Origin of the sequence: Sphingomonas abietis (assembly GCF_027625475.1) — a bacterium.
GTDB classification, from domain to species: Bacteria; Pseudomonadota; Alphaproteobacteria; order Sphingomonadales; family Sphingomonadaceae; genus Solisphingomonas; species Solisphingomonas abietis.
Genome location: NZ_CP115174.1, coordinates 3,237,128 through 3,249,835 on the forward strand (window position 1 = coordinate 3,237,128; position 12,708 = coordinate 3,249,835).

The window sequence follows — 12,708 nt, forward strand, 5'->3', positions numbered from 1 at the left end:
ATTCCCTTATTGCGCTGCCTTCGGCAGGGCGAAGGCGATCACGCTGTCGCCATTGCGGGATCGCAGGCCGCCATGACCGCCGGCCGCGATCACGACATATTGGCGGCCGTCGCGCCCGGTATAGCTGAGCGGGGTGGCGTTGCCGCCCGCCGGAAGCGCGGTGCTCCACAAGGTCCGGCCGGTGCGCGCGTCGAACGCCCGGAACTGCTGATCGGACGTCGCGCCCATGAAGACCAGACCGCTTGCCGTCGCGATGTTGCCGCCCATCATGAAGATGCCGGTGGGCAGCCCGAACGGGATACGGAAATTGTGCGGCCCCATGTTGGCGGTCGTGCCGACGGGGCGCGACCAGACCACCTTGCGCGCGACCAGATCGATCGCCTTCAGCGTACCCCATGGCGGCGCGACACACGGCGCGCCGAAGGCACCCAGCCACGGCTTCACCACCTGGGCATAAGGCAGGCCGTGCTGCGGATTGTTGTTGAACAGCGGCTGCGGATAGGGATGGCCCCAACCCGCCCATGGCTTGAAGAGCTTCTTCTTCAGCGCATCGGCACGGGTATAGGTGGTGAAGACGAACGGCATCTCCATCGAGTTGGTGTAGAGCAGCTTGCGCACCGGATCGATCGTGCCGCCATACCAGTCCATCACGCCATCGAAGGCGGGATCGCCCAGCACCGGCTTGTCGAGGCCCGACGGCGTGAACAGGCCGTCGTTGCGCATGCCGGCCAGCTCGATCCGGCACAGGGCCTGATCGATCGGGGTCATGCCCCAGGTCTTGGTCGCCACCATCTTGGGCGGAGTGAGATTGGGCATGCCGACCGAGAAAGGCTGGGTCGGCGCATAGCGTTCACCGGGCAGATGGCCGCCGGGAACGGGCCGCTCCTCGACCTTGGCGATCGGATGGCCGTTGCGTCGGTCGAGCAGGAACAGCTGGCCCTGCTTGCTGGTCTGCACCAGCGCCGGGATGGTCGATCCGTTCGGCCCCGGCAAGTCGACCAGCGACGGCCCGATCGGCACGTCGAAATCCCAGATGTCGTGATGGACGAGCTGGAAATGCCAGCGCTCGAGGCCGGTGGTCATGTCGAGCGCGACCACGGACGTGTTGTACTTGTCGTCGAACGGACGGCGCCGGCCGCCGAAATAGTCCGGCGTGGCGATCCCCGTCGGGATGTAGACGAGGTTGAGCGCCGGATCGGCGGTGTAGACGCCCCACGCATTGGGCGTGCCGCGGGTGAAGATCTCGTTCTTGCCGAGCGGCCTGTTGGTCGGGCTCCGTCCGACGTCCCAGGCCCAGGAGAGCTTGCCGGTGACCGCATCAAAGGCGCGCACGACGCCCGAAGGCTCCTGCACGCTCTGATCGTCATAGACCCAGCCGCTCAGCATGATCCGGTTGTTCATGACCAGCGGCGGCGAGCTGATGAAGTGGAAGCCGGGCGGCACGTCGCCGAGGCCGTCGCGCAGATCGACCGCGCCGCCCTGCCCGAAGGACCGGCACAGCTTCCCGGTATCGGCGTCGAGCTCAAACAATTTGGGCGTCGCCGATTCGGTCGCGATGATGCGATGCGGGCACGCCTGGCCGGCGGGCGCGTCGAAATAGGAAACGCCGCGGCACGCCTGATAGATGTTCTTCGACATGTCGCCGCCGGCCACATAGCGCCAGCGCTGCTTGCCGGTGGTCGCGTCGAGCGCGACGACATCATGGTGCGGCGTACAGAAATAGAGGCTGTCGCCGACCTTGATCGGCGTCGCCTCGAAGCTGAATTCGCGGCCTCGGCTGTTCTCGCCGGCGCGCGGCAGATCGCCCGTCGAGAAGGACCAGGCCGGCTTCAGCTGGGAGACGTTCTGCGGCGTGATCTGGGTCTGCGGCGCAAAGCGCTCGCCGCCGGCACTGCGGCCGTAGTAACGCCAGTCGTCGGACGGGCCGTCGGTCGCAAGCGCTGCGCCGCGTGCGGCCGGATAGGGCGAACCTTGCTCGAAGCGCTGCGCGGTCGTGGCATAGCCGGCCGCGAACACGCCCGCGATGAGCAGCGCGCAGATGGCCATGCCGGCGAGCGAGCGCCAGGTGGCAGCGCTGCCGGTCACGCCCGCCTGCCGATCGAGCCGTCCGGCAATCCAGGGTGTGCAGAGCCACAGTCCGAGAACAGCCGGCGCGACGATGCGCGGGATCAGCGCCCAGCCATCGAGCCCGGCCTCCCAGAGTGCCCAGACCACCGTTGCCGCCAGCACCGCAACATAGACATGGATACCGCTCCGCCGGCCGCGCAGGATCAGCACCCCGGACGCGACGAGTCCGAGCCCGGCGAGCAGATAATAGACCGAGCCTCCAAGCGCGGCGAGCCAGCCGCCCAGCCCGAGCAGGACGATGCCCAGAAGGATCGTGACCACCGCCGTGGTGACGACCAGCCACCGCCCACGCATCTTATGGTCCATGCTCGCTCCTTGGTACGCAAACAGATCGACACCCGAGCGTCCGCACGCCGGCCGATGCTCGCTGCTGCAAGCGCACAAAAATGCCCGGAGTTCCGCGATTGGACGGGGAAAAACGATATTGTGCATCGCACCGGTCGCTTTCGGCGATCGGGGAGCCGTCGGCGCCTCGCGAGCATGGCCGACCGCCCGAAACCGGCCTGGATCGAGACCTGGCGACCAGGCAGATCTCAGAAGCAGCCGATCGCCAGCCGCAATTGCTGAAAAATGTCCGAAAAGCGCGGTGCGTGTCCGTCATCACCGTGCCAGCCGGCTGAATCCAAAGCCCGCGGCGGCGAAAGCGATCGCGGCGGCGCAGCGACATGCCGCATCGTGGCCGCCGGGCGCAGATTGGAGCGGCGACGCCGGGAATTGACCGAAGAAGATCGCAACGGAGAGACGGGAGAGAGATCGCGTCGATCCTGTCCGAGGCCATCGCGACGCGCGCGTTCGCCGCCGATACCGATGTCGGAGCGCTCAACGATAGGATCCACGGCGCCTTCCGCTATCGTCTGTTGCTGGATGCGTCTGTTGCCGGATGAGCCGCTCGACGGGGCCTACGCCGAAAGGCTCGCTGCCACGGCGATGCGCCGTGCCTGACGGCGTTCGCGTACAGAGTCCCCGAGCATGACCGTCACCGGGATCGCGATCCTGCCCGGATGCCGTTGCATCTGGAAGCGAGCCGCCGTCACGGATCACCCGACCGCACGCCCATCTCCGCGACGACGCAGTCGATGAACGCGCGCAGCTTGGGGGGCTGGGGCGTGCGTCGCGCGAACACCAGATAGAGCGGCCGCGACGGGGGAACGTAATGACGGAGAACCGGAACCAGCCGGCCGTCCGCAATCGCGTCCCGCAAGATCGCGACGGGCTGCAGGATGATCCCGCGCCCGGCGATCGCCGCTGCGACGAGGACGCGCCCGTCATTGACCTGGAACCGGCTGCGGATCCGGACGGAATGCGTCACGCCATCCTTGGCAAAGCGCCATTCGGCATAGGGCAGGCCCGACCAGTTCACGAATGCGAGGCAATCATGGCGATCGAGATCGCCTGGCCGTTCGGGAGCGCCATGGCGGGCGATATAGTCGGGCGACGCGCAGGCGATCTGATCATGACTGACCAGTTCGCGCGCGACGAGATTGGTATCGCCGATTGGCCCGAGCCGCAGCACCGCGTCATAACCCTCGTCGACAATATCGACATAGCGGTCGGTCAGCGTGAGCTCGACCTCGATCCCGGGATGGCGATCCAGAAAATCGGCGATGACCGGCGCCAGCACGCCCGCACCGAAGGCCACGGGTGCGTTGACCCGCAGACGACCGCGCGGCGCCGCGCTCATGCCTTCGACCAGCGTCTCGGCCGCCTCCGCTTCGCTCAGGACGATCCGGCACCGCTCGTAGAATAGCTGCCCCACCTCGGTGAGGCTCTGTCGCCGCGTGCTGCGTCGGAGCAGCGGCGCGTTGAGACGCTCCTCCAGGCTCGCGACATGCTTGCCGATCATTTGCGACGAGAGCCCAAGCGCCGCGCCTGCCGCGGTGAACGAGCCGAGATCCACCGTTTTGACGAAGGCGGCCATGCTGGTCAGGCGGTCGAGCATTCGCGATCCTCGGTTACAAGTGATCCTAAGCTACAGGCAATTGTTCAAGCAGCAATAGTCAATAGCTTGTGGGCAGAGGATGCGGCCGGTGGATGCGCCGCATCGAGGAGACCGATTATGGCCGACGAATTGCGTGTGGGAATCATCGGCGCGAATGCGCACAGCGGCTGGGCCCGGGAATCGCATGTCCCTGCCGTTCAGGCACTTGCGGGCCTGTCGCTGGCGGCGATCGCCACCAACAGCCGGGATACGGCGGACGAGGCCGCCAAGGCCTTCGGCACGAAGGGATATGCGAGCGGGCTGGACCTCATCGCCGATCCGGCGATCGACATCGTGACCGTCGCGACGCGCGTATGGGTGAGCGTAAAGCCGTTGCCGACGAAGTCGAGGATGGCGCGCGAATTGGCGCCGCCCGCGCCATAAGGATTGAAATAGCCGTCGGCCGCAGTGCTGAACGGGGTCAGCGGATCGTCGGGCGTCGTGCCGAGCGCCTCCGACAGCGACGCGCTGTCGACGAGATGATCGGCGCGGGACGTGTCGCGCTCCTGGGCGAACCCTGCGTAGGAGCGGATCTGCCAATGGGCGCCCAGATCGACATCGGCCGATGCGCCATAGGTCATCGCCTCGGCCGTACCGGTGTCGCGCGTCGGCCCCAGCTCGGGATAGAAGCTATAGGCGAACAGGTCGTAAGGCGCGCCATCGGGCGACACGAAATAGGGATTGGCCGCGGTGATCTCGCCGACCGTGCTCGAGGCGACGCCGGCGACCGCATAATGGCGGCGGGAATAGCGCGCATCGAGCGCCAGGTGCACGCTGTCGCCGACGCCCTGATAGAGCCGGGCATATCCGCTGTGCCGGGTCTGGGTCGCGGTGAGATCAGTGCCCTCGCGGAAATTTTCGAGATTGGTCGCGCCGGCGACGAAATCGCCGACCGTGGTCGCGATGCCCGATGGGCCGGGCCGGATCGCATAAGCAGGCTCATAGGCGCCGGTCACGGGATCGAAGGCGAGGATATTGCCGGGTGCGCTCAGATAGTAACGATGGTCGGTGCCACCGAACGGGGTCGAGTCCGCCGATCGCGCGAAGGCCCGGTCGGCCGAAGCGAGCGCGCCGCGGTGATAATATTCATAGGCCGCCAGGATACCGCCGCCGGTCCAGTTGGTGCCGAGCGTCTGGCCGAGCTGGGTCTCGCGGGCGCCACCGCTGGTGACGCTGCCGAAGCGCAGGCGGGTCTCGGCCCCGTCATAGCGCTGCTTGAGCAGGATGTTGACGACGCCGCCGACGGCATCGGAGCCGTAGAGCGCCGACGCGCCGTCGGTCAGGACCTCGACCCGGTCGAGCGCGACATTGGGCATGCTCGAAATATCGCCAATGTCGCCGTTGAGCCCCGACCCGGCGATGCGGCGGCCGTTGACGAGGACGAGCGTCGCATCGGTACCGAGCGCGCGCAGGTCGACGCCGGTAGCGAGGACTGCATTGGCGCCGGACGTGTCCGCGCCCGAGAGCGCGCTCTGTTCGGTCGCCATGCCGGCGAAATTGGACGGCATCGCCGCCAGCGCCTCGGCGGCGGTGGCATAGCCGCTGCGATCGACATCGGCGCGCGTCATGGTGGTGACCGGCGACGCCCCACTGCCACCGCCGCGGATACTCACGAAGCAATGCACGCGGCGGGCACCCGTCAGGGCGGCGTCCCCTCTTCATAGCGGCCGGCGCGGCGCAGCTGGCGGACGATACCGTTGAAGGCGGCCGTTACCCCCTGTGCGCGACCGATCTCGTTCTGCTGCCCCGCTGCATCCCAATAGAGTTCGAGCGGCCAGCGCTCGGGGCAATGGTGCAGCAGGCAGCGCAGCGCCAGGCGCACCTCGATCCCGTCGACGCAGCCGTCGGAGGAGCGCGTGACGCCGTTGCGCAGGATATGGATCGACAATGCGATCACGACGCGCTGATGCTTGGGAAGCTGCGCCACCGGTCAGTGGAAGTCGTGCGATTTGAAACGGACCGCCTCTTCGGGATCCATGCCGTCGGCATGCGGCGGCCAATAGCAATTGCGCGGTTCCGGGCTCCAGCCCTTGTCGCCGCGGTCCGGCGCGCCGGCATGCCGTGCACCATCGCCGCGCCCGGTCCGATGCGGGAAGGACATCTGGCCGACCCGGGTCAGCAGATCGCCGTGATCGATGATCCGGTCGCAGATGACGTGGATCACCTCCCCTTCCTTCTGCACCCGTCCCTTCATGCCGATCATCGAGGCGGACATGATCGTACGGCGCTGTTTCTCGAAGCGGTCCGGCCATAGGATGCCGTTGGCGATCCCGGTCTCGTCCTCGATGGTGATGAACAGGATGCCCTTGGCCGATCCCGGCTTCTGGCGGACGAGGATGATGCCGGCGACCTCGACATGGCGCCCGTCTCGGATCGTGGCGAGATCGGCGCAGCGGACGACGCCGCGCCGGGCCAGTTCGTCGCGGACGAAGGTCAGCGGATGAGCGCGCAGCGAGAGCTGCAACGATCGATAATCCTCGATCACCTCGCGCCCGTCGGTCAGCGGCCGCAAAGCGACATCCGGTTCTATGCCTTCGACGCTCACCGCCGCCGCCGCCCGGTCGGCGGCGGCGAATAGCGGCAGTGCCGCTTCGCCGAGACGAAGCGCTCGAACAGCAATTCATGCTTGATCGGGTCGATCGAGGTGACGCCGAGCACGAAGCAGACGCAGCTGTTGGCGGCCGAGCCACGCCCCTGGCAGAGAATGCCGCGGCGGCGCGCCTCGCGCACGATGGCGTGGACGGTGAGGAAATAGGGCGCATAGCCGAGCTCGGCGATGAGGTTCAGCTCATGCGCGATCTGGTCGCGATAGGCCTGCGGCACGGCGCCGTCGAACATTCGCTCCACCGCCTCCGTCGACATCTGTTCGAGGGCCTCCTGGGCACTCAGTCCTTCGATCAGCCGCTCGTGCGGGTATTGATAGGCGAGTTCGCCGAGATCGAAGGCGCACAGCGCAGCAATGTCGACGCTGGCGCGCAGGGCATCCGGATAGTCGCGGAAGCGCCGGACCATTTCGGCCGGCGATTTGAGCGCGCGGTCGGCATTGACCTCGCGCCGATAGCCCAGTTCATCGACCGTGCATTTCTCGCGGACCGCGGTCACGACATCCTGCAGCAGCCGTGCGGCCGGCGCATGATAGAGCACATCGCCGGTCACGACCGCACGGATGCCAGCGGCGCCTGCTTGCCTCGCCAATGCGTCGATGCGGGCCGCGTCGTCGGGCCGGCGCCGCTGGAACAGGGCCATATAACCGCGCCGGCCATAAATCGCCTTGAGATCGGCCAGCGCCGCGAGATTGTCCGCAGCCGCTTCGTGCAGAGCGCCGGCACGCAGGCCACCGCCATTCAGTCGGCTATCCAGCGAGGGGAGCTCGAACGGCATGACCCGGAAGTCGACGGCCGGAGTCGCGATCGTCCGAAGATCGGCTATGCTCCTCGGCAGGGACTCGGCGATATCGGGCATGATGGCGTTTAGACTCGGCTTGTTCTCTTTATGTTCCGTTAAAGCGGAGGCTTGGTCAAGCGGCCCCACCGCCCGCGCGGTTGAAAAGGTCGGTATAAGCCCGTGGATTGATTGCGCTTTCGCCACCGTGAAGGGCGGAATTCCGCGCTTGCACGAGGACCAGCGTGGCCTTGAAAATATCTGCCGGGGCGACGCCCGCTAGCTGGTGGCAGCCCCGAAAGACCGGCCACCATTTTCGTCCGGGAAAGCCCGGCTGAGGAAGGGCGACCCTGCCAGACCGAACCGCCACGGTGTCTCTATCGCCAGCTTGATACCGATCCGACGTCCGACAATCGATCGCACGATCTCGTTGGACTGGTCGAGACGAAAGGGCGGCGCGTCGAGCGCTGCGCCGTTCAAGCTCATGTCGATCCCAAGCGCCTGGGTCAGTCGTCCGGGGCCTGCACACAGCCGCCGGACATCCTCGATCCCTCGTCGCGCGGCCATGATCTCCAGCCCCACGCACGGTTCGAGCGCGCGGATCAGCACGGCACTCCCGGTGCCCTCGGCCCCACAGACGAAATTGAGACACCAATGGAGCCCGTAGCTGCGATAGATATAGGCCCGACCAGGAGGCCCGAACATCGCCGCATTGCGGCTGGTGGGCCTGCGAAAGCTATGCGACGCCGGATCGAGCTGATCATAGGCTTCGGTTTCGACGATGATCCCGCCGATGCCGTCGACCAGCAGCGAGGCTCCGATGAGCTCGCGCGCGACCGCCGCGACGTCGCGAGCGAAGAAAGCCGGTACGAGAGCGCTGCTCATTCGCCGATCACCCGCCTCAGCGCATCGAGCAGAGGGCGTTGGCTCGCCAGCATCATCGCCTCTGCCGCGTCCCAATCATACCAGGCCGCCCGATCCACTTCCGGGAAAGATTCACGACGGCCGCTTCTTGGCGGCCACTCGATCTCGAACCGGTTGCTCACGACAGCATCCGCATCGATGACCTGCTCGAGCGCGAAGGCCTCGACGATCTTGCCGCCCTTCTGCTTGATGGTCGCAAGCGGCCACGGCGCATCGTCGATTGCGATCCCGAGTTCCTCCCCGGTTTCTCGCCTGGCTGCCCGAACGGCATCCTCGCCCGGCTCGATCAGCCCTTTCGGAATTTGCCAGACACCCGCCTCCTTGTTGCGATAGAAGGGGCCGCCTGGATGGACGAGCAGAACCTCGGTTCGTCCTCGATCACGTCGAAACAGGAGAATGCCGGCGCTTCGGGGCGTCATGGGTTCGGCCTCAGGCCACCAGATCCTGCTGTTCGGGATGATGGCGCAGATAGGCAGCGACAAAGCTGCACTGGGCGACGACATGCAACCCCTCCCTGCGCACGTCATCGAGCGCACCCGCGATCAGCCGCGATCCGACCCCCTTCCCTTCCAGTGCGCGGGGAACCTCGGTGTGGATGAAGACGACCGTATCGCCGCGCTTCTCATAGGCCGCGATGGCGAGTTCACCGCCGACTTCAAGTTCGTAGCGATGCTTGTGCGGGTCGTTGGTTACCGTCTCTGTCATCGGGATCCTCCTTGCATCGGACCAACGTCCGACCTGGGGTTCGAGCCCCGAACGCACAGACGCGGACAGCAATGCGGAACTCCCCGGCGGACGAACCGTCTGCTAAGGTCATTTTGGAGGCCGATCCATGAAGCCCAGCGGCGCAGCAGACGAAATCCAAGAACATAATGTGTTCGTTCCGATCCATCGGCTCGCCGAACTTTTCTCGGTGATCGATGGGCAGCTCTGGTCGCCGGCAGACGCAGCCGGTCTCAGGGCTCGCCTCGCCGATTATCTGGCGACGAACGCCATCTCCGCACGAGCGACGCCGGACGAAGCCTATGTCGCGGCCCATCATGTCAACTGACACGAGCGAGAGAATGCCGGATGTAAAGACCGGCAGCTCGCGCGCCCGATTTGAAATCCGCGCGGGCCGATCGGTCGGATTGAGCGCCGAGGTCGAGGTCACCCCCTTGGGCGTGGCTGCGATCGGGACGCTCGTCGCAGGCATATTGCTGGCGACTGGAGCGATGGTCCGGCTGATCCAGTCTGTGCCGCAGGAACTCCGACACCGCCGCGACGCTTGAGCCTCACTATGGTCGAGAGAGGGCGAATGATGAGCGACGGAGCATCGAACGACACCAGCGGACGGAGCCCGATCGAGTGGAGCATGAGCGCCGCCTTGGAGAATGTACCACGGGGCGATAACGATCTGGCCGAGGTGACGAGCCTGGAAGGCGCGGTTCGGGCATGGCTTGGACTGGACCCCGAGCATCGAATCCATGCTCGCCTCAGCACGGAACATCCGATCCAGCTTCAGGGCGTGCCGACGGCCATCTTTACGGGCGAGGCGATCGGCGAACTGGCCAAGCATCTTCCGGGCTGAAGGCGCAGGGGCGGCCGAGCGCATTGCCGCAATGAACTCGCTGGAATCTCGAGGGTTGATCAACCGAGGAGACGGAACATGTCTGACGACGAGTCGAACCGAGGCCCCCAGGATGCCTCAAGGGTCAATATCCACGAGGATTACGAGGTCGCCTACTGGACGAAGAAATTCGGAGTCGGAAAGGCGGAGTTGGAAGCGGCCGTTAAGACCGTCGGCGTCAGTGCCGAAGTGAACCACGCCGGGTTTGTCGGAGGCTCCAGCTCCTGAGAAGGTGGCCATGAGCAAGACAACTTTTGAGTTTAATACTTCCCGGAATCTCGCAATCGAGCACGGTTCCGTCGTATTTCACGCTGTATCTCCGTGCCTCTTTCGGGATCCCCGTAGACAATCCCACGCCCGTCTGTACCGATATAAACCCGCCCATAACGCCGCGGATCGCCGGAAATGACGCGAAAGCGCGCGCCCCACTGGTGCCCGTGATCGTTGATGCGGCGCCACGTCCCGCCCCCATCGACAGACCGCCACACGGCGAAAAGGCCCTGCCGGCGCCCAATGGCGAACACGGCCGGCCAACCTTGCCCCCGCGCCCCTTTTCCCAGGCCGTAATAGGCGACCGAAAGTCCCTGCCCAACACGTGTCCAACGATCGCCCGCATCGGCCGACCGGTAGAGATCCCCACCCACGTTCAGCCACAGCAATCCCGGACAATCGGGCGTGGCGAGCAGAGGATTTTGAGCCTCGCGCCAGGTAACGGCAGCGGCGGACAGCGTCCGCGGCAAGCCCAACCCTGCGGTCGGTTGAAAATGTGCGCCGCCATCCTCGCTGCGGACGAGGTGATGGGCCGCAAAGTCGATCGCGTAGAAACGGCGAGCATCGACCTTGTCCGCGGTCACGCGAACCCGCGATGGCAGGCCCTCTACCGGCTGCCAGCTATGGCCTTGGTCGCGACTCAACAAAGGCCGGTCGGTCTCGACGACGAAATTCCGGCCATCGGCCGAAACAGTGATCGCGGCATCACCGGTGGCTTCAGGTGGGACGCTGCCGTCGGCGCGCGGCGAAGATGGCGGCAGAGCGATTGGCGACCAGCGTTCGCCGCCATCCCACGACCATGCGAGCGACGCGCCGGGAACGATCCGTGTGTGCGTGCTGCCGCTACGCACCATGATCGCGGGCGCACGCCCTGCATAATCGAGCGTGTTGGTGTTGGTCAGATACGGATCGAGATGCAGATGGGCAGGCGAAATCGCCAGATCATCATGCCGGAAACCTGCGATGTCGCCCAATCCCGAAACCAGCGGGACGCCGCCGGTGGGGCTGACCAGCGTGATGATCGCGGTCTGCTCGATGCCCTCCGTCCACGGAGTCCAGAGCATCGTTCCCGGACGATCGAACCCGGTGGTGGCATAGACGGTGGCACCCGTCACATAAGCGGCGTGCCCTGGATCGAAAGGATCGATTGCGAGGCCGGCGATCCAGTGGCCAAAATTGGCTTGGCCATCGAGATTGAGGAAGGGGGTTGCCCGCACGTCCCGCTTGCTGCGCTGCCAGAGTTCATCCCAATGGCGCCCCGCATCGGTTGAGCGCCAGACCGTGTCCACCGGCCGGCCGCGATCGACTGTACTGACCGCGATGACCCGCGGATCCTGGACGGAAACGGCTACCCCCATATAACCGCCCGGTGGGGTGTCGGCGCCACGCAGCGGGGTGATGTCGGTCCATTGGCCTGCCGCCGGATCATAGCGCCATACCGCGCCGCGCGTGATCCCATTGGGGCCGATCGCGTCGCAATAGGTGATCGTCAGCACGCCGTCGCTGCCGACCACGGCCTTGACCGGGAGGAGGCCATTATCGGGACCACCCTCGATCCCCCTCCAGCGTGCGCCGCCATCGTCCGATCTGAACAGATGCACACCGCCGGGATCGGCGCTGCCCACAAACAGGCGCGCGAAATGGTGCGGATCGAACAAGACGAAAGACAGGCCGCCATGCGTCGCCCGTCGTCCAGCGGGCACCCCGAGGCCGGGCCGCGGAAATCCCGCCACCTGCGCCCAGTGTGCGCCCGAATCGTCGCTACGCCACAAGCCATCGTGCCGCGAACCGAACAGCAATGTTGCGTGCCGCTGCGGATCGATCGCCAATCGCTCGCCGAGGCCCCGCCCATCCTCATTGCCCCCCATCGCGAAGGGAACCGGCACGATCCGCCAGTGCGCGCCACGATCGGCCGAGCGGAAGATCGCGGCAGGCAGATCCTTGCTCATGCCTGCCGCCAGATAGACAATATTCGCGTCGATCGGATCGGCCGCGATACTCTCGACCCCCATATAGCTGGCGACGCCTTGGTCGTCCTCCAGCGGCGCCCAGCGCCCGTTTCCCGAATCCCAACGATAGGCGCCACCCATATCGGTTCGAAGATAGGCAAGACCGCGCTGAACCGGGCTGAACACGATGCCGGGCGCGAAGCCACCACCGCCCACCGCCACATTCTGCCATCGATACGGGATGGGCTTAACCGCCGGTCGCGCCGACAAGCCCGCTGGCAGCATCGCGACCGCGACGGATAAGGCGATGCCGATCCTCCGCCAGACATGTGCAGCCATGCGCCCCTCCCCGCGTCTTCGACGTCGCCGCTATTTCTGTGGGTGTCGCCTCGGATGAAGTCCGCCCCCCGGTCTCACGATAACGCGAGCAGACGAGGAGGGAAATGGTCGCCCACCAAGCACGGCTCATG

At 66.0% G+C, this 12,708-nt stretch carries 13 protein-coding genes and 2 pseudogenes; 6 read left to right on the forward strand and 9 right to left on the reverse strand.

The window, feature by feature from the left end; all coding sequences use genetic code 11:
• Positions 1–6: 6 nt before the first annotated feature.
• Positions 7–2,433 carry a membrane-bound PQQ-dependent dehydrogenase, glucose/quinate/shikimate family gene (locus tag PBT88_RS15290; RefSeq protein WP_270076182.1) on the reverse strand — a complete coding sequence of 809 codons (2,427 nt, stop codon included), beginning with the start codon at positions 2,431–2,433 and terminating at the stop codon, positions 7–9.
• A gap of 359 nt (positions 2,434–2,792) precedes the next feature.
• Between PBT88_RS15290 and PBT88_RS15295 the strand changes: the two genes are divergently transcribed.
• Entirely contained in the window at positions 2,793–3,011 is a 219-nt protein-coding gene (locus PBT88_RS15295; RefSeq protein WP_270076183.1) for a hypothetical protein, read from the forward strand.
• Positions 3,012–3,157: 146 nt separating this feature from the next.
• On the opposite strand, the gene PBT88_RS15300 is transcribed toward PBT88_RS15295, so the two are convergent.
• A complete protein-coding gene (locus PBT88_RS15300) occupies positions 3,158–4,066 on the reverse strand; it encodes a LysR family transcriptional regulator (protein ID WP_270076184.1) in 909 nt (302 codons plus the stop codon).
• 117 nt (positions 4,067–4,183) lie between these two features.
• Between PBT88_RS15300 and PBT88_RS21235 the strand changes: the two genes are divergently transcribed.
• Positions 4,184–4,489, forward strand: a complete 306-nt coding sequence (locus PBT88_RS21235) for a Gfo/Idh/MocA family oxidoreductase (protein WP_407696465.1) — start codon at positions 4,184–4,186, stop codon at positions 4,487–4,489.
• Between the two features lie 908 nt (positions 4,490–5,397).
• On the opposite strand, the pseudogene PBT88_RS21240 reads toward PBT88_RS21235, so the two are convergent.
• The 6 genes and pseudogenes from PBT88_RS21240 to PBT88_RS15330 all read right to left on the reverse strand — a co-directional run.
• Positions 5,398–5,673: pseudogene (locus tag PBT88_RS21240) on the reverse strand (hypothetical protein); the annotation flags it as partial.
• Between the two features lie 71 nt (positions 5,674–5,744).
• The gene (locus PBT88_RS15310) at positions 5,745–6,032 is read right to left on the reverse strand and encodes a hypothetical protein (protein ID WP_270076186.1); all 288 of its coding nucleotides are present in this window, start codon (positions 6,030–6,032) and stop codon (positions 5,745–5,747) included.
• Positions 6,033–6,035: 3 nt separating this feature from the next.
• Positions 6,036–7,420: pseudogene (locus tag PBT88_RS15315) on the reverse strand (OB-fold nucleic acid binding domain-containing protein); the annotation flags it as partial.
• A gap of 345 nt (positions 7,421–7,765) precedes the next feature.
• The gene (locus PBT88_RS15320) at positions 7,766–8,371 is read right to left on the reverse strand and encodes a DNA-3-methyladenine glycosylase (protein ID WP_270076187.1); all 606 of its coding nucleotides are present in this window, start codon (positions 8,369–8,371) and stop codon (positions 7,766–7,768) included.
• Positions 8,368–8,913 (reverse strand): NUDIX domain-containing protein, encoded by a 546-nt coding sequence (locus tag PBT88_RS15325; RefSeq protein WP_270076188.1) that lies wholly within the window; start codon positions 8,911–8,913, stop codon positions 8,368–8,370. The genes PBT88_RS15320 and PBT88_RS15325 overlap by 4 nt, the downstream gene beginning before the upstream one ends.
• Positions 8,840–9,115: a GNAT family N-acetyltransferase gene (locus PBT88_RS15330; protein ID WP_270076189.1), complete on the reverse strand. Its 276-nt coding sequence runs from the start codon at positions 9,113–9,115 to the stop codon at positions 8,840–8,842. Before PBT88_RS15330 ends, PBT88_RS15325 begins: the two co-directional genes overlap by 74 nt.
• Positions 9,116–9,242: 127 nt before the next feature.
• On the opposite strand from PBT88_RS15330, the gene PBT88_RS15335 reads away from it, so the two are divergent.
• The 4 genes from PBT88_RS15335 (at position 9,243) to PBT88_RS15350 (ending at position 10,247) form a co-directional block, all read left to right on the forward strand.
• A complete protein-coding gene (locus PBT88_RS15335; protein WP_270076190.1) occupies positions 9,243–9,461 on the forward strand; it encodes a hypothetical protein in 219 nt (72 codons plus the stop codon).
• 13 nt (positions 9,462–9,474) lie between these two features.
• On the forward strand, positions 9,475–9,681 hold the full coding sequence (locus tag PBT88_RS15340) for a hypothetical protein (protein ID WP_270076191.1): 207 nt from the start codon (positions 9,475–9,477) through the stop codon (positions 9,679–9,681).
• Between the two features lie 83 nt (positions 9,682–9,764).
• The gene (locus tag PBT88_RS15345; RefSeq protein WP_270076192.1) at positions 9,765–9,980 is read left to right on the forward strand and encodes a hypothetical protein; all 216 of its coding nucleotides are present in this window, start codon (positions 9,765–9,767) and stop codon (positions 9,978–9,980) included.
• Between the two features lie 78 nt (positions 9,981–10,058).
• Positions 10,059–10,247: a DUF3606 domain-containing protein gene (locus PBT88_RS15350; RefSeq protein ID WP_270076193.1), complete on the forward strand. Its 189-nt coding sequence runs from the start codon at positions 10,059–10,061 to the stop codon at positions 10,245–10,247.
• A 32-nt stretch (positions 10,248–10,279) separates the two neighbouring features.
• On the opposite strand, the gene PBT88_RS15355 is transcribed toward PBT88_RS15350, so the two are convergent.
• Positions 10,280–12,577 (reverse strand): WD40/YVTN/BNR-like repeat-containing protein, encoded by a 2,298-nt coding sequence (locus PBT88_RS15355; protein ID WP_270076194.1) that lies wholly within the window; start codon positions 12,575–12,577, stop codon positions 10,280–10,282.
• Between the last annotated feature and the right edge of the window lie 131 nt (positions 12,578–12,708).

What these genes read in the sequence shown, in the direction of transcription:
- PBT88_RS15290 (WP_270076182.1), bottom strand. Translation starts at nt 2,433, where the DNA reads ATGGACCATAAGATGCGTGGGCGGTGGCTGGTCGTCACCACGGCGGTG.
- PBT88_RS15295 (WP_270076183.1), top strand. Translation starts at nt 2,793, where the DNA reads ATGCCGCATCGTGGCCGCCGGGCGCAGATTGGAGCGGCGACGCCGGGA.
- PBT88_RS15300 (WP_270076184.1), bottom strand. Translation starts at nt 4,066, where the DNA reads ATGCTCGACCGCCTGACCAGCATGGCCGCCTTCGTCAAAACGGTGGAT.
- PBT88_RS21235 (WP_407696465.1), top strand. Translation starts at nt 4,184, where the DNA reads ATGGCCGACGAATTGCGTGTGGGAATCATCGGCGCGAATGCGCACAGC.
- PBT88_RS15320 (WP_270076187.1), bottom strand. Translation starts at nt 8,371, where the DNA reads ATGAGCAGCGCTCTCGTACCGGCTTTCTTCGCTCGCGACGTCGCGGCG.
- PBT88_RS15325 (WP_270076188.1), bottom strand. Translation starts at nt 8,913, where the DNA reads ATGTCGTCGCCCAGTGCAGCTTTGTCGCTGCCTATCTGCGCCATCATC.
- PBT88_RS15330 (WP_270076189.1), bottom strand. Translation starts at nt 9,115, where the DNA reads ATGACAGAGACGGTAACCAACGACCCGCACAAGCATCGCTACGAACTT.
- PBT88_RS15335 (WP_270076190.1), top strand. Translation starts at nt 9,243, where the DNA reads ATGAAGCCCAGCGGCGCAGCAGACGAAATCCAAGAACATAATGTGTTC.
- PBT88_RS15340 (WP_270076191.1), top strand. Translation starts at nt 9,475, where the DNA reads ATGCCGGATGTAAAGACCGGCAGCTCGCGCGCCCGATTTGAAATCCGC.
- PBT88_RS15345 (WP_270076192.1), top strand. Translation starts at nt 9,765, where the DNA reads ATGAGCGCCGCCTTGGAGAATGTACCACGGGGCGATAACGATCTGGCC.
- PBT88_RS15350 (WP_270076193.1), top strand. Translation starts at nt 10,059, where the DNA reads ATGTCTGACGACGAGTCGAACCGAGGCCCCCAGGATGCCTCAAGGGTC.
- PBT88_RS15355 (WP_270076194.1), bottom strand. Translation starts at nt 12,577, where the DNA reads ATGGCTGCACATGTCTGGCGGAGGATCGGCATCGCCTTATCCGTCGCG.